This is a genomic window from Aestuariibacter sp. GS-14 (assembly GCF_006494365.1).
Taxonomy (GTDB): domain Bacteria; phylum Pseudomonadota; class Gammaproteobacteria; order Enterobacterales; family Alteromonadaceae; genus Alteromonas; species Alteromonas mangrovi.
The window spans coordinates 1-24,001 of sequence record NZ_VHIP01000015.1 but is presented as its reverse complement, the minus strand read 5'-3'; the positions used below and the strand labels follow the sequence as shown (position 1 = coordinate 24,001).

Genomic DNA, 24,001 nt, shown 5'->3' with positions numbered 1-24,001 from the left:
CTTCGTTTTAATATGCGGATTATTGTACCTAACTGCCTGCACTTACGCCTTACGGAAGCGCGTTTCAGACCTTTACGTAAACGGGAAGGGTGTAAACTTTTTAGCACGCAAAAGGTAAACATTGCGCTTTCTTGCAAGTAACCACTATAAAGAAAAACGTTCTCAGGTGTTGTGAAGCAGTACCCAGCGCCCATTTATTACCTGAGATTGTAGCACCTGCCAAAGTACCTGTTGTTCTATAGGCTTACTAATAAAATAGCCCTGACCATACTGACATTGCATACTGTGCAACTGATTGAGTTGGGCGGCGGTTTCAATGCCTTCAGCAATCACCTCTAACCCCATTTTACGCACCATGGAAATGGTTGAATCCACGATATTGCGATCGGTACCCGCCTCCATCATGCCCGCTATAAAAGAACGATCAATCTTAATGATGTCGCTTGGGATCGAACGCAGGTAAGTCAGTGATGAATAGCCAGTACCAAAATCGTCAACAGCGATTTGGCAGCCCAGCGAACGAATTTGCTGAATTACCTGAACGGCGCGCTCGATGTCGGCTACCAGTACAGTTTCGGTAAGTTCCAGCTCAATTAAACTGGCATCTACCGAGTACTTGGCGATCAATTCTGTAAGATAGGGTTGCAGGGATTCGTTAGCAAATTGCGCAGCCGACAGGTTAATCGCCATTTTCACTCCCGGATAGCCCCGTGTTCGAAGTTCCGACAGCAACATAATAGCTTGTTCCATTACCCAGAAATCCAACTCTGCCATCATGGGCGTATGTTCCAGCAATGGCAGAAACTCACCAGGTGAAACCAGTCCGCGCTGCGGATGACGCCATCTTAGTAATGCTTCGAAGCCCACCAGCTTGAGTGTTTTAAGTGATATTTGGGGTTGCAGTGCAAGGAAGAATTGTTGTTCTTTCATGGCTATCTGCGCTTCACTCTCCAGCTCAACCTGACGCATGACTTTCTTATTCATGTTCGCGTCGAAGAACCGGTAGCTGGATCCCCGGAGTAATTTGGCTTCGTACATGGCCGTGTCGGCATGGCGCATCATTTCCAGCGCATTACTCTTTGAATCCCGCACGAAAGCAATACCAATACTGATAGTAATATAAAACGTATGCTCAGCGATGCACATGGGTTCAACGAATTCAGCCGTGAGTTTTTTTGCCACACTTTCCACTTGTTCGTTGGTTTCAACATGATTCAGCAATATAACGAACTCGTCGCCGCCGAAGCGTGAGATAAGGTCTGATTCACGTAGAGCTCTGGACAAACGTTCACTGGCTACTTTTACCACCTCGTCGCCAAAGTGATGGCCGTGGCTGTCGTTAACCTTTTTGAAGTTATCCAGGTCAATAAACAGCAGTGCAATGCCCCCTTTTTCGCGATTAACTGACGCCAGCAACTTATTAATTTGAAAGGTCATCATGTTACGGTTGGGTAGACCGGTCAGGCTATCAAACATAGCCATTTTTTCTAATTTTGCTGTATTTACTGTTACTTGTTGATCCAACGTTTCCAGCTTTTCAGCCAGTTCTTCGGCTGCGCTACCCAAGACATCCAGTTCATCAGAAAACCACTGGTTGCGAAAAAAGCTTCGCTTATTTTGCTCTTTAAATTCGTCAAATCGCTTGTTAGCCAATAATGGCAGCATGTTAGAGAGCGCTTCAAGCTTTTGCGAGTATCGGCGTAACAATACAAACATGCTCACCACAAAGGTAAGTACCAAACCCAGTCCACCTAAGAATATAATCAGCTTTTGAATTTTGAAGGTGCGCTTGCGATCGTCAATATCGTGAACAAACATCACATAATGCCCGTTGGCGTTGCTATTGAACAAAGGCAATAACATGGCGTAATAGGCGTTATTGCCACTTACTACTTCGATGCCCCGGGTAATCAGTCGTTTAATAGTTGTTTGCTTAGGTAAATCTCTTAGCACACCTCGCATCATAAGCGATTGCTTGTCGCTTAATGTGCTATTGAGATACAGCCGGCTGGACTGATAGCCAACTTCGGTATCAGGTTGTCTCACCAAAGCAAGCTCAGCCTGGGAGGCTTCGCTCAGCAGCGCAAGTAACTCCTGTAACGATGTGGTCATGACTACTGCATAGGTTTTGCCACCGGCTAACATTATCGGCGTGCTAACCACCATTTCGCAAAAATTGCCGCAATATACACCCTGTTGAGGGCGCCCTTGTTGCAGAGTTTGCATCACCATCGGCCTGAGTGAATCGGGTAGCAACATACCTTCACTGAAATTTACTTCACCAAGCTCATTTATCAGCCATACACTGGATACATCCCATTGCAGCAACAAAAAGTCACTGCTACGTTGTAACTGTAGCTGCAACTGTGCTTCGGTTAACGTTTCCCCTTCGCCCTGGTGCTTAAGGCTTTCTACCCATACCGACAGCCTGTCGCCGAGTAAAGACTGAAGCTGGTGATAACGGGTAACATCTCTGGCAAATAACGATTGATTGATTTCGTGTTCCTGGCTGGAGGATTGTTTCAGCAGTAAGCCAACCACTAACGTACACACTATGCTGACCATGATCAGCATAACGAACAGTACCTTGTAGCTAATGGATAATCGGCGCATGGTCAGAACCAGTACATAAACTGCACCGACCAGGTATTCCAGAAAGGATCGGCCTGAATGAGTGAGCTAGGAAATAATACCGTTGCCAGTCTGCCCGCACCGCGTGTTCTGGAGAGCTCTGCACTTACCCGCATTTGCTGGGCAAAATCCCAGCTGAGACCCAGCGTAGCGGTGTCCATGTAGCCGTAGTAGCGCGGAATCGGTCCCAGCGGGTTCAGATCGAGCAACCTGCCATCACGGTCTTTTCTGTCTACGTCGTAGCTATCGATTCGCATTAATCCGGTGATAGCGTCGGTAAGGAAATAACGAAATTGTGCATAGCCGCCTTCGCCGGTTTTGTCGATATCCAGCGTAACACCTTGAGTGAAGTCGCCTCTGTATCGCAAGCGATCGCGCAACAGTTCTGAGCTGAATTCCCAGTTTTCACTGTCGTAACGTACCGCCAGTGTTAATCGTTCAATAGTAGAATTGCCATTAAGCAATATATCCTGCTCTGCCGGCTTGTACGTAAAATCAGATTGAAGCAAGCTGAAACCAATTTGCCACTGAGAAAAGTTTGGCTGCCAGTAGGTACTAAACTGATGAACGATGTCCTGTTTTACGCGCCCTTGCGCTAGAGGACTTAAGAACTTTTCTGTTTCTTCCCTGGCCAGTGGCGAGCGCCCCAGACTCCAACGTACTTCCCAACTGCCAGAATCACCCACTTTGGTGCTCTGTAAAGCGATGCCATCACTGCTCAGCGCCATATCCCGATTGCCATCGTAATACACCGATTGCGGCAGAATAATGGAAGGGCGCGTATGGGGAACGTCCTGCGTGGCGGAATACAACCAATGACGGTTTTTATAACGACCGAGGTGCAGGTTCATTTGCCAGTCGAAATACTGAGCAACCCGCCAGTCTAAAAACAGGTAATCTACTCGCGATCCCTGGCGATAGCGGTTTCCGCCATCCAGATATACCAATTGCCCGGCTACGCTTACGTTTGAATTAAAAGTATAGATGGCATTGATACCAACTTCGGTAGACTCGAAGGTAAATGCGTTGTCGTCAGTGATATAAGCGCTGTGCTGAGACTGTGTTATTCCTTGCGCAATAAAGCCGTGCCAGGAAAGATCATCATTGGCCTGCACACAACCAACGAACAACCCCAAAAAGGCAATAAACCCTTTAACTGCGAGTTTTTGCATTATTCCCGCTCCCCAATCTGTAATAAGTACGTTCCTTCTGGTGGAGTCCCGTTGAAATTGACATAGCCAATGGATCCAGGAGTGGCGGCAACCTTTGCCACCATATCTTCAACTGATGTAACAATGACAGGTGCATCACCCTGCCCGGAATACGTGATACGTTGCCAGATCCTTTCCAGCTGATAAGGATAGATTTGCAGAACACTGCGACAAAAATCGGTGTGAGTGGGGTTGGAAGCGGGCAACACAAATACTTTCACCCGTTCGCCATTTGGCCAAAACTGGGTTCTGCCAGCAAAAATTAAGCGCACTTGTGCCGGCGACAGAGCTTCGGTATTCACCGTCTCATTCGCCAGTATATTGATCACGGTATCAGTGGCCCTGACAGGGCAACACACCAATGTGAACAATACTAAAAACAGCGCTCGACTCATTCCGCTTTGCAATGTTGCTCCTTAACAAACAGACTTCGGTTTCAGCCTGGTACATCCCCTTGCGGACTTAACATCATACTGCAAAAGAAAGCCTTCTCTAAGTGTAGAAAAGAACAGCAATAATTAAAGCAACAGTCTGTGAAATTCTATTGATTGAGTACCCGGGATAGTACCTGTGTAACCTGTTCAGGCGTTATTTTTTCCATCAAAGTGCTTCCTTTGGCACGAGTACCCCATGGTAAATCCTGCCAAGGTTTGCCAAATTGTTCTTCAACACAAGTAGCGTATACAGATACAACATCGTCCCGATTCAAGTAAGGTCCGGTACGCACAGGGTTTGAATGTGCGTATAGCCCAACCACAGGTGTGCCAACCGTTGTTGCCATATGCGCCGGCCCGGTATCTGGCGCAATAACCACTTTTGCCTTCGCCAGCACGCCAGCAAGTTCTTTAAGCGTGGTTTTTCCAATTAAGTCCTGCTCAACATGGCCACCGGCAGCTAAAATGGCATCGCCAATTTGACGGTCCAAGGGTGCAGGCCCACCACACAATAATACTTTAAGACCCTGGTTTACCAGCCATTTTGATATACTTGCGTATCCTTCTGCAGTCCAATTGCGCTCGGCTTTAGATGCCGCAGGACAAATAACGGCATAGCTTCCGAGTGTATCGGCAAGCCCCTCACCCACCTTTAGGTCGTCGGATGACAAGGGCAATGCCCATTGCAATTGCTCAGCGGGCGGTATACCCATTGCATCGGCAAAGGCCATAAACCCCTCCAGCACATGCGGATGATGCTGTGGCGCAATACGCTTGTTTATAAACAAGCTGTGCCCTTCTTTACTGCGCGCTTTGTCGAAGCCGAGCCGTACTCTGGCTCTGATCGCCCGTGACAAGAAGTTAGCCCGCAGTGCTATTTGCATAACGCATAGCACATCAAAATGCATGTTTTTGTACTGCGCCTTAATGGCTTTCATACCCTGGTGGCCGGTTTTCTTGTCGTATACCACAAAATCAACGCCATCCAAGCCTTTCATAAGCTGGTATTCAATCTTACCGATGATCCAGGTAATACGTATATCCGGACGGTGTGTTCTTATGCGATGCACCATCGCAGCGGCGTGGCAGACATCACCAATGGCAGAGAGCCGCAACAGGCATAACGACCCATTTTGAGGAACGGTAATTTTACTGAGGGTAGACAAATAAACTTCCACATTTCACTGATAAACCGCCGTAATTTGATTACAATCAAGAGCAAGAAACAAGTCTAATGTCTGAGAAAAACACGTTTGATTGATCTTGTACCAACACGACATGGCCGCAACATTGTGCTTTACAACCTGCAGGCATGTGAAGAGATGGGGATTTCGCCTCCCGCGCCGGACTGGTTATTCACCGCTTACTGGACTCAGCGCACACATAGCGTCCCGGGCAGTGGCCGTGGCGACGCTGTGATGATTGATCAACCAGCGCCCATGGTACTTCGCACCTATTGCAGGGGCGGGTTAATCCGGCATTTTTCCCAGCGCCGGTTTATGTTTACCACGTTGGAGTCTTCACGACCCTTTCGCGAATTACAACTACTGCACTTTATGCGTGAGGCTGGTTTACCGGTCCCCATGGGGCTGGCTGGCCGGGTGAGTCGATTTGGGCTGGCCTATGAGGCTTCGATACTGATGGAGCAAATCCCCCACTGTCAGGAAGTTCACCAGCGTTTGCTTGGTGCACCTCTTGATAATCAGGTATGGCAGAATATTGGCCACGTGATCAGGCGCATGCACGATAAGCAGGTTTACCACCATGACCTGAATATCCACAATATACTGATTGATCAGCACGACAAACTTTGGCTCATCGACTTTGATAAATGCGGTTTAAAAAAGGGCGGCGATTGGAAGCCCGGTAATCTGGACCGTTTACAGCGCTCTCTGCTAAAGGAACAATCGCGAGCGCAGCAACACTATTATTTCAATGACGACAACTGGCAGGCACTCACTGCGGGCTATTTGCAGCCAATTGCAAGTTAGCTCAATACCCGTTAGTGTCAGTCCTTTACCCTATCCACTTTTTTGGTAATTACTATGCAAACCCGAGCTATTTACCCTGGAACCTTTGATCCCATTACCAACGGCCATGCCGACCTGATTGAGCGTGCCGCGCGAATGTTTGACGAAGTGATCGTGGGTATTGCGGCCAATCCCAGTAAACAGCCGTTATTTACGCTGGAAGAGCGGGTGAGCCTGATCACGCAAGTGACAAAGGATTTAGCGAACGTAACTGTGATTGGATTCAGTGGTTTGCTGGCAGAATTTGCTCGTCAGCAGCAGGCAACCATTTTGATTCGGGGATTGCGCGCAGTAGCCGACTTTGAATATGAGTTTCAGTTGGCGAACATGAATCGTCGCTTGAATCCTGATCTGGAAAGCGTGTTTTTAACCCCGGCCGAAGAAAACTCATTTATTTCGTCTACGCTGGTGAAAGAAGTGGCACTTCACCACGGCGACGTTGGCCAGTTTTGCGACCCGGCAGTAAAAGCAGCGCTGGAGAAAAAGCTTCACAAGCGCTAACGTTCGCTAAGACTGACAGTTTGGGCAATAAAATGTGTTGCGTTGCCCTATCACCACACTTTTGATGGGCGTTTCGCAAATAAAGCAGGGGTCACCCGTTCGCCCATACACATTCAAAGATTGTGCAAAGTACCCCGGCTTACCGTCGCTTTGCGTGAAGTCTTTGAGTGTAGTGCCACCCTGCTCAATGGCTTTTGCCAATACTATCTTGATAGATTCGGTTAGCACTGTGTAGCGTTTTGCACTTACGTTACCGGCTTTGCGTCGTGGATCGATGCGCGACATAAACAAGGCTTCGTTGGCGTAGATGTTTCCCACCCCTACCACCACAGCGTTATCCATGATGAAGTTCTTTATCGCAACCTGCTTGCCTTTTGCCAGGGTGATTAGGCGCTTGGCGTCAAATTCGTCAGTGAGTGGTTCGGGTCCAAGGTTAGCAAATAGCTTACCTGGCGGCTCATGTGGCTCCTGATACAAACAAGCACCAAACCTGCGCGGATCGTTCAGGCGCAAACACACGCCATTGTTCAGCACAATATCAATGTGATCGTGCTTCACGGGTGGTGTGGCAGAAGGCAATACGCGTAGCTTTCCCGACATCCCCAGGTGCAGCACAATCACAGCCTGGTTGGACAGCCGGATCAGTAAGTATTTTGCCCGTCGTTCAACTGAGATAACGTCATTGCCAACGGCATTCTGAATAGTGTCAGGGACCGGCCAGCGCAACCTCGCATCACGAACAATTACCTGGCTGATGGTTTGCCCTTCTAAATGCGGGGCAATGCCCATTCGGGATACTTCGACCTCGGGTAATTCGGGCATTACATTTCCTCCGAATCACCTAACCAGGGTAACAGTGCATTCACCGACACCTGATTAAGCACATACCAGTCGCCATTAAACTGGATCCAGACCTTTTGGGAAGTAGGCACAATTGCGTATACCAAACCCTGCGATGCACCGGCCAACCAGACCACAGTGATCAATGGCTCGGTTTGTAACACGGTTCGCGGAGGTTGTGTGATTTCCATGGTGGCGCTTCGCCACACGTCAATATGTTGTTCAGGGGTACTGGCAAGAGATTGCCTTACACCGCTCCAGCGCCATTGCTGTCCAACGCGCTCAAGTTTGTAGTTGCCCTGTTCGATTTTCAACACATAGCTGTCTGCGGGAAGTAGCGGCACAGCAGTAGGAACAGGCGCAGAAGGTAAAAAGCTGTTCAGATTAAACAGGAATATCATGCCCAGCATGGCAAAAATCACCACGTTGTTAAATCCACGTTTAGACATTCGGGCCATGTTGACTACCTGTTAATTTGAATTTTTATCACGCAAAAAACCCGGCGCGGGCCGGGTTTTCGTGGAGACAAAAGCAAGTTTTGTTACTTGATTTTGGCCTCTTTAAACATAACGTGCTTACGAACAACTGGATCATACTTTTTGATTTCCATTTTGCCCGGCATGTTACGCTTGTTTTTGTCAGTGGTGTAGAAGAAACCAGTACCAGCTGAAGAAACTAATTTAATTTTATCACGCATGATTTGGCTTCCTTAGATCTTTTCACCACGGGCACGGATGTCTGCTAATACAGAATCAATGCCTTTTTTATCGATAATACGCATACCTTTTGGAGTAAGGCGTAATTTCACAAAACGGTTTTCGCTTTCAACCCAAAAACGGTGAGTTTGAAGGTTAGGTAAAAAACGACGACGAGTCGCATTGCGAGCGTGTGAGCGGTTGTTACCTACCGCAGGACGCTTACCTGTTACTTGACATACTCTTGACATTATTTGTCTCCAGAACAACGAATTTTGTCGCGTCAGTTGTTTTCGCTCATATTTTTATGGCGACGCAAATGACGATATAACCTTAATAAAGAGGGCGCATTTTATACAGCAAATGCGCGACAAATTCAACTCATAAAGCGAAAAAAGTCGCGCAAACCCGATCATGGCCTGCGTTTGCGGCTGGTATCAGTCAAAAAAGGGCGACCGTTTTTCTGTAGTGCTAATCAGGTTAACCGGGCGATTCAGCATTTGTCCACCATCGCGCGCGATGGGGATCCACGGGAATGTTCCGCGTCCGGTTGCTGGTTTTAACACAAATAAATCAAAGGGCACAGAAATAAAGAACCCTTTGGTAAAACTGCCTTCGCCATATTCTTCAGCCGACACATTGGTGATAGACGCAAACGCCCCTACCACTACGCCGCTGTCGAAGCGCTTGGCAAATTCAATGTTGACCCCTTTGTCGCGAGCCAGGAACTGTCCAACGCTCACACGAATGCGCGCATCGGGCAGCACTTCCGGCTGCCAGTAGGCACTGGCAAAACCGGTAAAGGCTTTATAATCCAGTAATCCATATTCATTTTCAAAGTCGCGTTGCTGTACGTAGTTTGCATCAATCCCAAATGCCCAGCGACTGTCGAGTGGCCGATACATCACCTCGGCACCCACACCGGCATACATGGTTTCAAGGTAACCGCCATAGCCAGCGTAATACCAGTCTTCGCCGTAAGTGTCGTACCACGCGCCATACAGCGAGTTCATCGACAACACTCCATTAGTAACGTATTCGCGGGTTTGGGTACGTACGCGGGGTAATGCTGAGTCTTCGTTATCTACCTTAAAGTTAAACTTATCGAAGTTCTCCAGCACAGTGGCGCTCACCGTGCCATACACGCCAAAATTGCGGTTAAACTGATAGCCGCCGGTGAACATCAAGCCTGCCTGGTACATGTAAAATGCTTCCGGGTTACCAATAGACTGGGTCCAGAAGAATTCCGCCCCGTACAATAGTCCTGACTCGGTTTTGGGTGTGAAATTAGCCCGCGCCTTGTCGTCAGGAGACTGTCTGTGGTAGGTGGACGGCAGGTCCGTTTCCGGCACTTCATATCTGGCATGCTGCTTAAACTTGTCGGCATCGATTACGGTATCCACCATGAGATGGTTACCTGCGTGCTCTACAATATGGTATTCCTTAATGGAATCGGGCAATTCCGCCGCCAGAATACGCCCCACCCGCTCAGTGGCCTCTTCGTTGTCGCGATAAGAGGTTTGCACACCGTAAATCGTTGCGCTGGTTGCTTCGATGTCCATGTCGTTTGGAACAAACCCGCCCCTGAACACTAAATTTCTGACCAGGCGTTGCTTGTTAATGGATTCCACATCGGCAGCAGGCGTACGGTTGGTAATATCCATAGGTGGACGATCAACTTTTTGCTGCTTCATGGTGTGCATATTCAATCGATAACTCACCCCAAACCCGACGGTGTTGCCGCGTTGATAGTTCAGCGAGAAATCAAAGCCTTTCCAGCGATACAAGGCGCCAATGTTCCAGCGCGTATCCTGGGGTAGTTCACCGGCGCGGTCGTCAACGTAGTTGTTGCCTTCGTATTCTGCCTTCAAGGTAAGCCCGTCTACCGGCGTGCGGTATTCAACCCCACCAAAGAACGCCATAGGACCTTTAAAGAAGTTTTGATAGTCAACCTTACCACCCCGACCAGAAAACCCCGTTGGCCGCTCACAATAGCTTTCACGCAGTTTACAGAAGGGGCTTGTGAGGTCGTCGTGGGTACCCATGTATCCCCAGCCTAAACCTGCGTGGAAATCAAATGGCCCTACCGACTTGCTCATGTTCACAAATTCGCTGTCGAAGAAACCCGTTCCGCCAAAGTCTCTGAAGCCAATCGAAATATCAGGCAAGTAATAGCTTTCTTCCCACAGGCGGAATTTCACATCCAACCCTTTGTCTTTCAGGGTTTGATCGCCGCTAAAGCTGTCTACGTTACTGTATAAGCGTGTGCGGGTATCGGTATAGCGCGCCGTGGCTTCCATCCAGGGGAAAAGCTGCAGGCTCACCGACCAGAAACGGTACTCATTGTTATCGGTATAGTTTAACGACAGCGCGCCTTCGGGCATCATTCTGGCCGTTGGCGTTTGCCATAATCCCACGCCACCTTGCACCATCTGCGATGGCGTAACGCTGTACGGGTTGTCTGCGGCCGGTATCTCATCTGCTACCGCCACACCACTCATTAATGCCGTTGCAACGGCAAGTCTTAAGTTTAATGCAGTCAAGAGTTACATCCTGTGTTGTAGCAGTTTGGCAATCTGGTCATTGAGCTGGTCAATGTCGTTGCTGAACAAACCGGTTTGAAGCGGTACAAAAATCACACTGCCCGGCATGGGCTTGTAGTGTGTGTCATTCCAATAGGCGATCCCCTGTTTTGTCAGCTTGCCATTAGGTTCAATAACATACACATAATCATTGTCGGCGTAGTCGGAAGACTCAACGCTTGCCAGGTAATCACTTACCGTAAACGCATTTTCAAAGGCCAGCGTAACCGATTCTTGTAACTGACCCATAAGGTCGATACTGGCTACTTGTGGTTTCGCTTTAATGTAATATCGACCTGACACAAAGCCAGGATTGCGCTTTGAATTTAGCCGCGCCTGATCGTAATCGACATCTATATCCAATCGCCGCATTAAATGCCAATTGCTGATATCCCTGTACATATTGCTGAGCAACATGTGACGTTCCGTGCCGTCAGTTTGCTCGTGGATCAGTGCTGCCAACAGGCTCATCACGTGTGCACGCTGCGCTTCTGCCTGGGCGCTATCGAGCTCGTAAATACCGGCTCCCGCCCAATAAGCGGCATGTGGGTTGGGCAGTTTTTCCAATACGTCAGCCAGTTTTACCGGGTTATCAAAGGTAATGATGGTGTTTTGTGCATTAAATGATAATTGTGCAGCAATTGCACCGTTACCCATTGCCAACACCAACATCAGAGCAACACAATACTTACTCATGTACTTGCTCCTCTTGTGCTTTAAGGTGTCTGGCAATACGACTCACATAAGTGATCACCATTTCGTCGGTGAACGGCGAGGCGCGTTGTTCGCTATAAATCACATAGCCAGACTCAGGCTCCACCAGGTAAATATTCTCCCAGGTATACGAGGAATCCCAGTAAGGCGTGGAGGGTTTTGCCTGCAGGGTCTCAACCCATTTCTGCAAGTGGAATGTGTGCCCGTAAAATTCCATGGTTTCGCTGCCAGATGATTCAAGCGTTGCATTCACCGGTAACCCGTATTCGTGGTTGGCAATGTCCAGGGTATATTGCCAGGATGTACTGCTGGGCTTCAACGCTGGCGCAAGATGGTTTTCTGTGAGATTACTGGTTTGAAGTAAATCGCTAGGGAAGCCGGACGTTCTAACCAGTTTATCGTAATGAAATACAAACACCGCGTGATCAGCTGATACCCACTTCGATGTGTTGTCTTCTTTGAAAGCCAGCGCCAGAAAAACCGGATTTTTGTTGCCCAGCTCCAGCTGCAATAAATCGATGTTGCTTTGTTGAATGTCAGCCAGACTCTTTTCCGGACCGGAGCGAAATGCCAGTCGCAATGAATCCAGATATAAGCGATGCGTTGAGGAACAACTTGCAAGAAATGTGGCAACCAGGCCGATACACACCAGGCTGCGAAATAATCTAACGGTCATGCTGCAAATTAAGCCTTAGAATAAACAGGTTCCATAGTACACAATAAAAAAGCCGCCCAGAAGGCGGCTTTTTCAAAACCTTTTACGCTTACTGTTCGCCAGGTGCGTAGATATAGGTAACTGTTACAGGCACAGTGATTGTTTGCGTACCAGATACGGTAACTGTGTTTGTTACGGTGGTACCGATACAAACGCCATCAACCAACTCGTCGTCGCCGTTACAATCGCCGTCACCATCTCCGTCGCCGTCACCATCGCCGTCGCCATCTCCATCACCGTCGCCGTCGCCGTCGCCGATGATTGTAGATTTGCCTTTGTTGTTTGCGATGATTGATGCAGCCAGAGAGGTTACAATTGCACCCGCTGCAATAGCAGCAGATACTACGCTACCACTCGCAGCACCAGCGGCACCCGTACCACCAGCACTTTCGTCCTGGGCATAAGTACCAGCTGACAGGATAGTAGACGCACCTATCAACGTAGCAAGTAATGTTTTCTTCATGATTAGTCCTTTCTTTGGATATCCGCCAGTAAGGCATATTAGTGCATTTAGCACAAGATGACTATAGGATAAGAAAAATTAATCAGTCATTAATTGTCCTTGCCCTGAGTCTGAAAACTATCCATGTTTCATGCCAAAAAGCTGTTTTACAATAAAATCTGGCTAAATTTTCTACAGCAATCCTTGCTGAGCCAGTGAGCTTACCTGATTGTCTGCCACAATAAAATGATCAAGTACCTGAATATCCACTAAATCCATGGCTTTTTTTACATCACGAGTGAGAGCAATGTCTGCCTGACTGGGAGTGGGGTTACCAGAAGGGTGATTATGTACCAGAATGACCGCGGCGGCGTTATCGGTCAGGGCCTGCTTTACCAGTTCTCTTGGGTACACCGCGGCCGCATTAATCGTACCGGTGAACATCTTTCGAAACGCCAGTAAATGGTGCTGGCTATTGAGCATCATTATGGCAAATACCTCCTGGTTCAGATCGCGCAACTGCGCGCGCAAAAAGAGCTTGGCGTCGTCGGCGCTGTGAAACATTGAACGCTCGTGTAATGGCTCTGCCAGCTGACGACGATTGACTTCCAGCGCCGCCTGAAACTCACAGTATTTAGTTTCGCCGATGCCATTTACCTTACACAAATGCGCTTTTGAGGCGGTCATTACACCCCGTAGCGATCCAAATGTCTGCAAAAGGCAACGGGCAATATCCAGTGCCGATAGCCCCTGATTGCCGCTGCGAATGAGAATTGCCAGCAATTCAATATCAGAAAGCTGTGCCACCCCTTGTGCCAATAACTTCTCCCGGGGCCGGGCTTGTTCAGGCAACTTCAGTAATGTCATGAATGGTCCCTGCCAGTTAAGAAGTCGATAGCTTAAACAGACAATAAATTGCTGCCTACTGCACTTATGCCGGGTTTTATGCACATTTTTGGCGCACACTCTGGCAAAGTGCACCATGCTGTTGATCTATCGCTACACAGAAAAGTGTGTGCGTGGTAGTCTTTCGGCGTTTATTCAGTCAGGTGAATATATATGTCGTTAGCAGGTAAAAATGTTGTATTGGGTGTTACCGGTGGGATTGCTGCTTACAAAACCCCGGATCTGGTAAGAAAACTCACTGCTCAGGGTGCAAAAGTCAGAGTGGTGTTAACCCAGTCAGCAACACACTTTGTGAGTGAACTGTCGTTACAGGCGGTATCCGGCAATCCGGTGAGTACGGATTTACTTGATCCAACAGCCGAAGCTGCAATGGGCCATATCGAGCTGGCTAAATGGGCAGACATCTTACTGATTGCCCCGGCCACCGCCAATACCATTGCTAAACTGGCAAATGGTATTGCCGACGACTTGCTCACTACACTGTTTCTTGCAACGACCGCGCAGGTTGTTATTGCCCCCGCAATGAACCAGCAAATGTGGAAAGCCATGCCAACTCAGGCCAATCTTAATCGCATTCAGCACTATGGCGCGTTATTGGTAGGACCCGCTGATGGGGAGCAGGCATGCGGCGATGTTGGGCCAGGGCGTATGCTGGAACCACAGGATATTGTTGAAAGCCTGATAACCTTTGTTAGCCGGGAGCAGCCCCTGACTGGGAAATCCATACTCATCACCGCAGGCCCAACGCGGGAAAGCCTGGATCCGGTGCGATTTATTTCAAACCACAGCTCTGGAAAAATGGGCTTTGCCATTGCCCGGCAAGCCCTTGCATTGGGCGCGCGGGTAACACTGGTTGCGGGTCCGGTTAATTTGGCAACGCCGCCTGGCGCCAACATCATTAATGTTGAAAGTGCTGAGCAAATGCTTGAAGCCGTGATGGCACATGTGTCTGCCCATGATATTTTTATTGCTACCGCTGCTGTTGCCGATTACAGGGCGTCGGATATTGCAGACAACAAAATAAAGAAGCAAGCCGATACGTTAACACTTACTTTTGTAAAAAACCCTGATATCCTAAAAACGGTTGCCGGATTGCCTAATCCTCCCTTTTGTGTAGGGTTTGCGGCAGAGAGCCAGAATGTTGAAGCTTATGCTCAAAAGAAACTGGCCGATAAAAAACTGGATATGATTGCTGCCAATGATATTACACGGGCAGGACTTGGCTTTAATAGTGACGCAAATGCGCTACAGGTATTTTGGAAAGACGGCAGCATTGAACTACCGCCGCAGCCAAAAACGGAATTGGCGTTGGCATTATTGAAGCTGATTAACGAACGATACCAATTAAAAAACAGTTAACTTTATATTGAACGCATTATTCGGTAAGCCAAAAGGCACGCCGACAATGGAGGAAGCACGCTCATTATGCCTGCCGCAAAAAAAACCAATCGCAGAGCACAAATTCTTCAGGCGTTAGCCGGGATGCTCGAGACCAATCCGGGTGAACGCATTACCACAGCCAAACTGGCAGAAAAAGTAGGCGTGTCAGAAGCGGCTCTTTATCGGCACTTTCCCAGCAAAGCCAGAATGTTTGAGGGCCTGATAGAATTTATTGAGGAAACCCTGTTTTCGCGTATCAACAAAATCATTAATGAAGAAAAAGACTCCGCGGCGCGTTGTCAGTTGATTCTGCATCTGATTTTGGGTTTTGCTGAGAAGAATCCGGGCATTACACGAATTTTAAATGGCGATGCACTATTGGGTGAGCAAGAGCGCTTGCGCTTGCGGATTGCCAAGCTGTTCGAACGTTTAGAAACACAACTCAAGCAAATTCTGCGCGAACGCCGTTTGCGTGAAGGTAAGCAGTTGTCTGCCGACGAAGCCTTAATTGCTAACACAATGATTTGCTTTACCGACGGCAGAATTAATCAGTTTATTCGCAGTGGTTTTCAGCGTAAACCTACCGAGCATTTCAACGAGCACTGGGCGTGCTTTAAGCAGTCTTTTTTCATTTAGTTTGATACAGCGGTGTGTTGCACCGCTGCTTGCATTTTTGAAAATTCGCACTACCTTTAGAACGTTTATTCTTTATTGAGCCGGGCGAGCGCATGCCACGACAGTCTTTGTATGATGTAGACACTATCATGGGTGAAGCCATTGATATTTTCCTTGAGCACAGCTATCACGGTGCAGTGATGGAAGAAATTATTGCGCGCACCGAGTTCAACCGCAGAGGGTTTTATCTGGAATTTGGCAGTAAGCAGCAATTCCTGTACGAAACCCTGAAGTTCTATCAGGAAAATAAGCTGGCGCCCATTGTTGCGCAGTTAGAAAACCATCACGGTATTGCCTCTGTTGAAGCCTTTTTTGACGCGTATATTTCCGCCATGTTTGGCCGCGGATGTTTATTGATCAATATGGTTACGGAATTGGGTCATGACGATGACACTATTCGATCGATGGGCCGCCATTACCTTGATCGCTTGCAGCTTGGGTTTATTGGCTGCCTGGAACAAGCTCAGCGCCAGGGAACTGTTAAAGCAGGGATTAACGTGGAGGCTATCGCACTTCAGCTTACCTGCTTTGTTCAGGGCTTTGCCATTAACAGTATTCTGGCCGAATCCAAAGAAGAACTGCACATAGCGACTCACGCGTTGATCAACCCGATTCTGGCGGCATAATCACATCGACCTCCTCTGGTACGCCGGTCAGAAATAGTTATAATTCGCTGCTGGCAGCCTGGCTGCCACGTTCAACATCCATTTCATCCACGTATATCTGTTGTGTAATTAGCGAGAAGTTATGACCGATAAGCAAATTTTGTATCGTATTCAATTTGTTAGTAACGGTGAACGTTATGAGCTGTACGTAAGGGAATTGTCTCAGGGCGGATTGTTTGGCTTTGTGGAAATTGGCGATTTTGTTTGGGACAACCACACTCAGTTAGTCCTTGACCCGTCTCATGAAAAACTCAAGAATGAGTTTGCTGACGTCACTCGTACCTATATTCCAATGCACAATGTGTTACGTATTGATACAGTAAAAAAACAAGGGACTGCCAAAATCACCCAACTATCTGATAAAGTAACTGCATTCCCCAGTCCAATTTATACACCGAAGAAAGACTGACAATATAAACACCAATAAAACAGGATTAAGAAACCGATGGTGATGTTTGCTTTTATAGCTGCGCTGATTTTGTTACTCATTTATTTTGTAATGCGCGTGCAGAATCTGCAAAGAGCGCTAGTGTTATCGCAATCCAATTTAAAAGCCAGTAATCGCCGCATCAATGACTCAACCAGCGGTATGGTTGTTCTGGCTAAACAAATTCAGCTTTTTTTGGTAGAACGTCTTGAATCGTCGCACAAACGCGGCCTGATTGAGACGGGTGCATTTGAAGTATTCCAATTCGTTTTTCACAATATCAGCACCATCGCTGTACTCTGTATGGACAAGGGCATGACTGTTGAAGAAGCGCTGAATTCTGTGTTACACGATTCCGACTTAACCATTGAAGCCGTGCGGGAAAAAGTAAAGCTGCAACCCAGTGAAATCCGAGTGGCCTGGAGTCAAAATACGCTGGAAGGTTTTATTATTGCCTGTAAAGGCATGAGCTTTCCCGTAACAAAAACGGAAGCAGCCAGCAATTAAGGATTTTACCCACAACTGAACACCATGAATGCCTCTTGCAGAGGCATTTTTTTGCGCTACAATACTGTATATAAATACAGTAAATTGAATTATGAAAAGCGCAATCCAATCTCTCACCAAACACCCGGATATCTATCTGGGAAACGCAAACTCATCTTCTCAGCAAGGGATTGAGCGGCTTCCGCTCGGCATAGAAACACTGGATAGTGCGCTTGCGGGAGGCATTCCCCGTGCTGGTTTGTCGCGCATTCGCTGTGGTGTAGGGAGTGGCGAATTACAGTTATTGCAAGCCATCTTCAACCCGCTTATTCATCAAGGAAAAAAAATACTCTGGATCTACGGGTACTATCGGATTAATCCGGTATGGCTTGCCAGGCAACAACTAATCGAACACAGTTGGCTGATCACCCCCTCTACCTCGCAACAAGCATTGTGGGCGTGCGAACAGTGTATTCGCAGTCAGGCCTGCAGTCTGATTGTGTATAGTTTCGATACGCTGGATGTCCGAGCTGCACGCCGGTTGCAGGTATTGAGCAAACAATATCAGTGTTTGGTACTGAATGTAGATTATACCCGGCATTCACTCGCTACCTTGCCGGTAAATATAGATTGCGAGTTGTATTTGCAGGGAGAGCAATGGTTTATTGACGTACACCGGGTAGTTGGCAGCTGGCCCAAAGCAGGCATCAGGCTTAGCAATCCCTTGCCTGCCAGCAATGAAGCTATTCAATCAGCCATGCTCCAAACAAGTACCCTGCATGAAACCAGTCTCACCGCCAGTTAGGCAGTACGCGATTATGCAATGGCTTTATGTTGACTTTCCCTTTTTGCAGCTCGATCACTTTATTCATGAGCTTGCTGAAGATAAGCACGCAGCGCTGGTTGTTTTCTGCCCTGTTAACAATGAGATATTACAAGTATCTGGCACAGCTGCCAGTGCAGGCATTCAACGAGGCATGGGCCTGGCTCAGGCAAGTGCTCTGCAAAGCAGCATTCAGCTTTTACCGTATTCATTTGAGTCTGAAAACCGGTTACTCACACTGTTAGCCAGTCAACTTTACCAGATCGCATCAGACATTGTGTTATTAGCGCCTCAGGGATTAGCCATTAAACTGGACCCTATCATTCATTATTACCAGTCTGTGGGAAATTTCGTGGCGTTGTTTCATCACACGCTTCAACAAACTGGATTGCGATATCACTTTGCCACTGGCCCAACTGTAGAAACCGCACAGGCGCTGGCAAAGGGTAAAGTAGATACAATATATGAAACAAACGCTCAGGCGATTTGCGCATTACAATCGGCCAGTTTGGCCGTAACTGCGCTGTCAGAAAAACACATCACCCAGTTTAACCGTATGGGGATCCGCAGCTTACATGCCGTATTTCAGATACCATTGGAAGAATTAGGCAAGCGTTTCGACAATACTTTAATTAGTTATGTGCTGGCACTGAAAGGAAACAAGCACACTCCACGGCCCGTTTTCCATCCCTCACAGCGATTTCAGTATCAGTGTGAATTGCCTTTTGAATTAGAAGACAGTACCAGGTTGCTCCGTTTTTTAACTCACCCCGTAGAGCAATGCTGTGCATTCCTTAAAAGCCATAACCTCACCACAGACTCACTCGTGTTAATGTTGCATTTGGCCGATTCTCCTCAGCAACAGATTAATATCCGTTCGGGTGCGCCCCTTCACAACGCTCAGGATTGGTTAAGCTTGCTCTCTTTAAAACTGGAGCAGATAGAACTCACTTCGCCTTTACGGGGGTTTCAGCTTTGCTGCGACAACACAGTTGTATTTCACGCCACTAGCGATCACCTGTTTGCCGAGCGATTTAGCAAGCATGCTGAGAATATGCTGATGGGCGCCTTACTGGCAAAACTGGGGCAGAATGCCGTTCAGCGCCCAAAGGTTCGCGCCGACCACCGCGCGGATCTTCAGGTACCCTTTTCGAAAGACAAAGAGGAAAACTCCAAGGCTGTTATTCCACAAGGTCAGCAACCCTGCTGGTTAATTTCACCTCCCCGGCCGTTAACTGATTCAACACGGATCATATACGGGCCAGAACGTTTACAAACGGGTTGGTGGGATAACTATCCTGTAAAGCGTGATTATTTTATTGCCACCAATGCGAAAGGTCAGCGACTTTGGGTATTCAGAGACCATGATTCTCAGTGGTTTGTACATGGATATTTTAGCTGACATGTTTTCCGAATTAGTTTGTCAGAGTAATTTTTCCTTTTTAGAGGGCGCCTCTCACCCGGAGGAGCTGGTAAATACCGCGTCATTTTATGGCTACGAGGCCATTGCCATTACCGACGAATGCTCTGTGGCTGGCGTGGTAAGAGCATGGCAGGAGATCAAATCCAGCAACTTACCGGTAAAACTTGTTGTTGGGAGCTTGTTTAACTTTTCCCCTGCTTTTCGGTTTGCATTGTTGTGCCCTAACAAACGAGCCTACAGCGAGTTGTGTCGCATCATCACCAATGCCCGACGCCGTTCGCCAAAAGGGCAATATTCGCTGGCCGAATGGGATATAAAATCAGTTCGCGACTGCTTTATTATCTGGCTTCCCACAGGAAGCGATCAGGATGAACATTGGGGTCAGTGGCTAGCAAAACATCATCTGGGTCGTTGTTGGATTGGTGCTTCCCGATTACTAGACGGCTCAGATTCTCTGCTCTTTGCTAACGTAACCAGGCTGAGTCAACAATTTCAGTTTCCGATAATTGCTACTCAGCAGGCGGTTTGCCATCATCCCGACAGGCAACCACTCCAACACGTTTTACACGCTATTCGAACGGGGAAAACCGTTGAAGAATTGGGCTTTGAGGCACTCAGAAATCACGAACGAAGTTTAAAACCGCTTACTTCTCTCACCCGTTTGTACCCCCGGGGATGGATTGCCGAAAGCTCAAGCCTGACAAAGCAATGCGTTTTCTCGCTCGGAGAACTGAAATATCAGTATCCCAGTGAGTTAGTACCTGAAGGGTTTAGCGCAACCACTTATCTTCGACATTGCGTTGAACAAGGCATTGTAAAGCGATTTCCTGAAGGGGTATCCAACAGTATTCGCGCCACCATCGAAAAGGAGCTCGCACTCATACATTCGGAGGGCTACGAGTACTTCTTCCTCACTATTTACGACATTGTTCAGTATGCACAGTCTCAGCAAATTTTGTATCAGGGAAGAGGCTCAGCGGCAAATTCTATTGTGTGCTATTGCCTGGAAATTACCGCCGTTGATCCCCGGCAAATTAACGTACTTTTTGAACGGTTTATTTCTAAAGAGCGCAATGAACCACCGGATATTGATGTGGATTTTGAACATGAACGCCGGGAGGAAATCATTCAGTACATTTATAAAAAATACGGCCGTGAGCGCACAGCCCTTGCCGCTACCGTGATTACATTCCGCTTTAAAAGTGCATTCAGGGAAGTGGGAAAGGTATTAGGATTTGAAGAAGCACAATTGAGTTTCTGGCTAAAACAAATCAACCTGCGCGACAGTACTGTTGGTTGGAAAGCGCAACTCGCGTCGTTAGGTCTTGATCGGAATAGTAAGGCCATTACCCATTTATTTAGCATTACAGAGTCGCTGCTGGGTTTCCCTCGACACCTTTCACAGCATGTGGGCGGATTCGTTATTTCCGCAGGACCTTTGTACGAACTGGTTCCGGTAGAGAATGCTGCAATGGCGGACCGCACTGTTATTCAATGGGACAAGGACGATTTGGAGTCGCTTGGCCTGCTTAAAGTCGATGTACTGGCATTAGGCATGCTTACTGCCATCAGGAAAATATTCGCGCTGATTGAACAACGTTACCAATTACCTGTTTCAATTCCTTTTGTGTCGAAGTACGGTGATGATCCTCAAGTCTTTGACGCTATTTGTAAAGCCGACACGGTTGGCATATTTCAAATTGAGTCACGGGCCCAGATGTCGATGCTTCCTCGGTTGAAGCCCCGCTGCTATTATGATCTTGTGGTACAAATTGCCATCGTTCGTCCTGGCCCAATCCAAGGAGACATGGTTCACCCGTATTTACAACGTCGTCATGGCGATATGCCGGTTACTTACCCCTCTGAAGAAGTTAAATCAGTGTTGAGCAGAACCATGGGCGTGCCAATTTTTCAGGAGCAGGTTATTCAACTGGCGATGGTTGCTGCTGGTTTTACGGGTGGGGAAGCAGATCAATTGCGCCGCGCTATGGCTAGCTGGAAAAAAACGGGTAAATTATATCAATTTAAATCCAAGCTCATTGATGGAATGACAGAGCGAGGTTATACAGCCGCATTTGCACAACAGCTGTTCGACCAGATTTGTGGGTTCGGTGAATATGGCTTTCCTGAATCGCATTCAGCCTCATTTGCAGTACTTGCTTATGTTTCATCGTGGTTAAAGTTTTATTTTCCAGCTGAGTTTTATACCGGCTTACTCAACAGTTGGCCAATGGGCTTCTATTCCCCTGCGCAATTAGTAAAAGATGCACAGGCTCATGGAATTACAGTTTTACCGGTATGTATTAATCACAGCCAATATGATCATTCGCTTACGAAGGCTGGGGAACTTAGATTAGGGTTGCGACAAGTAAAAGGGCTTAGCGAAACAGCTGCAAAACATATTGCTAATACACGGCCGCCAACGGGTTTCATCAATTTAAGTCAGCTGCACAATTGCGGTCTAAGCCAAACAGATATTGCCGCCCTTGCAAGTGCAAACGCCCTTTCGACGATTTCTGCACATAGGTACGATGCCAGATGGAAAGTGGCCGATACTCAACAGTCACTTCCTTTATTTACCACGGCCGAAACTCATTCATACTCGCTTGCAGCCCCGTCGGTAGCAGAAGATATGATTGAAGACTACGCGTCATTACAACTGTCTATTGATAAACATCCCATTGCGCTGCTAGCAGAGGCTGGAAAATTGTCACGTATTACCTTTGCCCGGGATTTGATAAACATTGGGCACAAGAAACCTGTAAGGGTAGTAGGCAATGTGATTGGCAGGCAAGCACCTGCTACAGCTGGCGGTGTAACCTTTGTTACTATCGAGGATCATACGGGCAATATTAATGTAATTGTTTGGCAAAACTCTGCAAGAGCGCAAAAAGCGACTTTTTTAACAGCACGCATTCTGGAAATTCACGGCATTCTTGAGAGGTCGAAAGAGGGTGTGTGCCATGTTATCGCTGGTAAGCTGGTTAACAGAAATGACCTGTTTGATGAGCTCATGATCAAGTCCAGGGATTTTCATTAGACCAAAATGTTGTTTGTTCTCCTATTTCAGAAACACTGTTCTTTTACCCATTACTAAAGTGAATAGGCATTATACAATCTAACACTTGTATTCTTTGGCATACTTGCTAAGTTTGAAGGTATCAAACTGAGGTTGTTTTGTATGCGTTCATTGCGTTCCATTCTGTTTGTACTCATTTCTCTTATACCTTTGCATGTATTTGCAGAGACCTATGTAGTTGCCTCACAGAATATCCCTTACTTCCCACACTATGAATTTGGCGCAGATGCTGACAAAGGTTTTGCCTGGGCACTACTCGAAGCATATTCAGAGCACACAGGTGTTAAGTTTGAATATGTTGCAATGCCCGTTTTGCGCCTCCAGGTTGAAATGGAAAAGGGCAATGTAGATCTTGTTTATCCTGACCACCCTACATGGACGAATCCGGTAAACGACAATGCCACCAAGTATTACAGTGCACCATTAACAGATAGCCTGGTTGGAACATTTGTTAAACAAGAGCGTTATGGGCAGGGCATTAGCCGAATTCGTAAATTGGCCATTGTTCTGGGGTTCTCTCCGTTGTATTGGCAAGATCGAATCGACAACGGCAAAACCACACTAATATCGGTAACAGACAACAAAGCAGCACTGTATCTTGCACAACTCGATCGTGCTGATGCAGTTGATATGGATTACTTTGTCGCAAACTACTTAATGAACACTATGGACGATATAGACCGTTTCATTTTAGACCCGGATTTGCCCGTGACTACGGTAGAATTTTGCTTGTCTACTCTCAACAACCCCGAACTTGTAGCGGATATAAGTAAGTATATTAATGAGCATCCGAAAGTGATTTCAAATCTGAAGAAACAGTATGGATTAAGCAATCCCCTTACCGTATTAAATGAACTTAAAACTGGCTTAGCACAATAGCAGGATTCAACTACACCTCGTCGATTCTGACACACTTCCACATCATCTAATTTCGATTCATTTCAACGTACGGTAATCTCGGCGTTGTGTCGGCATCTACTCAAACATGTTGTTTGGCTTCAATATTAAGTTTGGCTGAGGTCCCGGACAAGTGCTACGCACTTTCCGGGAAGACGGGTGTGTTTACTGATACATCTTTCATCCCGGCCTCGATCCGGGATCTACTCAAACAGGTTGATTGGCTTCAACATGTGGATTGGCTGAGATCCCGGACAAGTGCTGCGCACTTTCCGGGAAGACAGGTGTGAGGTTTTGCACTTTGCGTGAAGACGATTCTTTTGCTTTGCACTTTTCGGGAAGCCCGTTGACTGGCAGAAACAAAAAAGGCCCACTCAATCGAGTGGGCCTTTCTTTTAATTGGGAGCCCCGTAGCCGGCGCGGGCGGTGTTCTACTGTTACATGG

25 protein-coding genes are annotated in these 24,001 nt (G+C 47.4%); 11 read left to right on the top strand and 14 right to left on the bottom strand.

Translation table 11 applies throughout. The annotated features are described in order from the left end of the window. Nucleotides 1–162: 162 nt before the first annotated feature. The 4 genes from FJ444_RS18090 to FJ444_RS18075 all read right to left on the bottom strand — a co-directional run bounded on the left by FJ444_RS18090 (nucleotide 163) and on the right by FJ444_RS18075 (nucleotide 5,442). Nucleotides 163–2,613: an EAL domain-containing protein gene (locus FJ444_RS18090; RefSeq protein WP_140960708.1), complete on the bottom strand. Its 2,451-nt coding sequence runs from the start codon at nucleotides 2,611–2,613 to the stop codon at nucleotides 163–165. 2 nt (nucleotides 2,614–2,615) lie between these two features. Further along, nucleotides 2,616–3,803: a hypothetical protein gene (locus tag FJ444_RS18085; protein ID WP_140960706.1), complete on the bottom strand. Its 1,188-nt coding sequence runs from the start codon at nucleotides 3,801–3,803 to the stop codon at nucleotides 2,616–2,618. Continuing rightward, complete coding sequence (locus FJ444_RS18080; protein WP_140960704.1) at nucleotides 3,803–4,237, bottom strand: hypothetical protein; 435 nt, start codon at nucleotides 4,235–4,237, stop codon at nucleotides 3,803–3,805. Before FJ444_RS18080 ends, FJ444_RS18085 begins: the two co-directional genes overlap by 1 nt. Before the next feature lie 146 nt (nucleotides 4,238–4,383). Then, on the bottom strand, nucleotides 4,384–5,442 hold the full coding sequence (locus FJ444_RS18075; RefSeq protein WP_255439307.1) for a glycosyltransferase family 9 protein: 1,059 nt from the start codon (nucleotides 5,440–5,442) through the stop codon (nucleotides 4,384–4,386). Between the two features lie 87 nt (nucleotides 5,443–5,529). Here FJ444_RS18075 and FJ444_RS18070 point away from each other — a divergent pair, with 87 nt between their 5' ends. Together FJ444_RS18070 and coaD are read left to right on the top strand one after the other, a co-directional pair. Continuing rightward, a complete protein-coding gene (locus FJ444_RS18070) occupies nucleotides 5,530–6,267 on the top strand; it encodes a 3-deoxy-D-manno-octulosonic acid kinase (RefSeq protein ID WP_140960702.1) in 738 nt (245 codons plus the stop codon). A gap of 54 nt (nucleotides 6,268–6,321) precedes the next feature. Next, complete coding sequence (gene coaD, locus FJ444_RS18065) at nucleotides 6,322–6,807, top strand: pantetheine-phosphate adenylyltransferase (RefSeq protein WP_140960700.1); 486 nt, start codon at nucleotides 6,322–6,324, stop codon at nucleotides 6,805–6,807. Between the two features lie 6 nt (nucleotides 6,808–6,813). Here the strand turns inward: coaD and mutM are convergent, their stop codons facing one another. From mutM to radC, 9 genes are all read right to left on the bottom strand, one after another. Continuing rightward, complete coding sequence (gene mutM / locus FJ444_RS18060; RefSeq protein ID WP_140960699.1) at nucleotides 6,814–7,629, bottom strand: bifunctional DNA-formamidopyrimidine glycosylase/DNA-(apurinic or apyrimidinic site) lyase; 816 nt, start codon at nucleotides 7,627–7,629, stop codon at nucleotides 6,814–6,816. Further along, nucleotides 7,629–8,105 carry a hypothetical protein gene (locus FJ444_RS18055; protein ID WP_140960697.1) on the bottom strand — a complete coding sequence of 159 codons (477 nt, stop codon included), beginning with the start codon at nucleotides 8,103–8,105 and terminating at the stop codon, nucleotides 7,629–7,631. The genes mutM and FJ444_RS18055 overlap by 1 nt, the downstream gene beginning before the upstream one ends. Nucleotides 8,106–8,188: 83 nt before the next feature. Beyond that, nucleotides 8,189–8,344, bottom strand: a complete 156-nt coding sequence (gene rpmG / locus FJ444_RS18050; protein ID WP_012516577.1) for a 50S ribosomal protein L33 — start codon at nucleotides 8,342–8,344, stop codon at nucleotides 8,189–8,191. 12 nt (nucleotides 8,345–8,356) lie between these two features. After that, a complete protein-coding gene (gene rpmB / locus FJ444_RS18045; RefSeq protein WP_140960695.1) occupies nucleotides 8,357–8,593 on the bottom strand; it encodes a 50S ribosomal protein L28 in 237 nt (78 codons plus the stop codon). Between the two features lie 186 nt (nucleotides 8,594–8,779). Beyond that, entirely contained in the window at nucleotides 8,780–10,885 is a 2,106-nt protein-coding gene (locus FJ444_RS18040) for a YjbH domain-containing protein (RefSeq protein WP_304539689.1), read from the bottom strand. A gap of 3 nt (nucleotides 10,886–10,888) precedes the next feature. Then, nucleotides 10,889–11,620 carry a capsule biosynthesis GfcC family protein gene (locus FJ444_RS18035; RefSeq protein ID WP_140960693.1) on the bottom strand — a complete coding sequence of 244 codons (732 nt, stop codon included), beginning with the start codon at nucleotides 11,618–11,620 and terminating at the stop codon, nucleotides 10,889–10,891. Then, the gene (locus tag FJ444_RS18030) at nucleotides 11,613–12,314 is read right to left on the bottom strand and encodes a YjbF family lipoprotein (RefSeq protein WP_140960692.1); all 702 of its coding nucleotides are present in this window, start codon (nucleotides 12,312–12,314) and stop codon (nucleotides 11,613–11,615) included. The genes FJ444_RS18035 and FJ444_RS18030 overlap by 8 nt, the downstream gene beginning before the upstream one ends. 88 nt (nucleotides 12,315–12,402) lie before the next feature. Further along, on the bottom strand, nucleotides 12,403–12,816 hold the full coding sequence (locus FJ444_RS21435; protein ID WP_181405219.1) for a hypothetical protein: 414 nt from the start codon (nucleotides 12,814–12,816) through the stop codon (nucleotides 12,403–12,405). A 171-nt stretch (nucleotides 12,817–12,987) separates the two neighbouring features. Continuing rightward, nucleotides 12,988–13,662: a DNA repair protein RadC gene (gene radC / locus FJ444_RS18020; RefSeq protein ID WP_140960688.1), complete on the bottom strand. Its 675-nt coding sequence runs from the start codon at nucleotides 13,660–13,662 to the stop codon at nucleotides 12,988–12,990. A gap of 192 nt (nucleotides 13,663–13,854) precedes the next feature. Here radC and coaBC point away from each other — a divergent pair, with 192 nt between their 5' ends. The 9 genes from coaBC (at nucleotide 13,855) to FJ444_RS17975 (ending at nucleotide 23,538) form a co-directional block, all read left to right on the top strand. Beyond that, nucleotides 13,855–15,060 (top strand): bifunctional phosphopantothenoylcysteine decarboxylase/phosphopantothenate--cysteine ligase CoaBC, encoded by a 1,206-nt coding sequence (gene coaBC, locus FJ444_RS18015; protein ID WP_140960686.1) that lies wholly within the window; start codon nucleotides 13,855–13,857, stop codon nucleotides 15,058–15,060. Between the two features lie 66 nt (nucleotides 15,061–15,126). Then, nucleotides 15,127–15,717 carry a nucleoid occlusion factor SlmA gene (gene slmA, locus FJ444_RS18010; RefSeq protein ID WP_140960684.1) on the top strand — a complete coding sequence of 197 codons (591 nt, stop codon included), beginning with the start codon at nucleotides 15,127–15,129 and terminating at the stop codon, nucleotides 15,715–15,717. A 92-nt stretch (nucleotides 15,718–15,809) separates the two neighbouring features. Next, nucleotides 15,810–16,382 (top strand): TetR/AcrR family transcriptional regulator, encoded by a 573-nt coding sequence (locus FJ444_RS18005; protein WP_140960682.1) that lies wholly within the window; start codon nucleotides 15,810–15,812, stop codon nucleotides 16,380–16,382. 121 nt (nucleotides 16,383–16,503) lie between these two features. After that, nucleotides 16,504–16,830, top strand: a complete 327-nt coding sequence (locus FJ444_RS18000; RefSeq protein ID WP_140960680.1) for a DUF1820 family protein — start codon at nucleotides 16,504–16,506, stop codon at nucleotides 16,828–16,830. A 36-nt stretch (nucleotides 16,831–16,866) separates the two neighbouring features. Beyond that, on the top strand, nucleotides 16,867–17,355 hold the full coding sequence (locus FJ444_RS17995; protein WP_140960678.1) for a hypothetical protein: 489 nt from the start codon (nucleotides 16,867–16,869) through the stop codon (nucleotides 17,353–17,355). A 91-nt stretch (nucleotides 17,356–17,446) separates the two neighbouring features. After that, the gene (locus FJ444_RS17990) at nucleotides 17,447–18,139 is read left to right on the top strand and encodes a hypothetical protein (RefSeq protein WP_140960676.1); all 693 of its coding nucleotides are present in this window, start codon (nucleotides 17,447–17,449) and stop codon (nucleotides 18,137–18,139) included. Continuing rightward, the gene (locus FJ444_RS17985; RefSeq protein ID WP_140960674.1) at nucleotides 18,114–19,559 is read left to right on the top strand and encodes a DNA polymerase Y family protein; all 1,446 of its coding nucleotides are present in this window, start codon (nucleotides 18,114–18,116) and stop codon (nucleotides 19,557–19,559) included. The genes FJ444_RS17990 and FJ444_RS17985 overlap by 26 nt, the downstream gene beginning before the upstream one ends. Continuing rightward, the gene (locus FJ444_RS17980) at nucleotides 19,543–22,620 is read left to right on the top strand and encodes an error-prone DNA polymerase (protein ID WP_255439303.1); all 3,078 of its coding nucleotides are present in this window, start codon (nucleotides 19,543–19,545) and stop codon (nucleotides 22,618–22,620) included. The genes FJ444_RS17985 and FJ444_RS17980 overlap by 17 nt, the downstream gene beginning before the upstream one ends. A gap of 141 nt (nucleotides 22,621–22,761) precedes the next feature. Then, nucleotides 22,762–23,538 carry a transporter substrate-binding domain-containing protein gene (locus FJ444_RS17975; RefSeq protein WP_140960670.1) on the top strand — a complete coding sequence of 259 codons (777 nt, stop codon included), beginning with the start codon at nucleotides 22,762–22,764 and terminating at the stop codon, nucleotides 23,536–23,538. Between the two features lie 225 nt (nucleotides 23,539–23,763). Here FJ444_RS17975 and FJ444_RS21510 read toward each other — a convergent pair. Further along, nucleotides 23,764–24,001, bottom strand: a 238-nt coding sequence (locus FJ444_RS21510) for a hypothetical protein (protein ID WP_219993916.1), incomplete at its 5' end; no start/stop codon positions are given.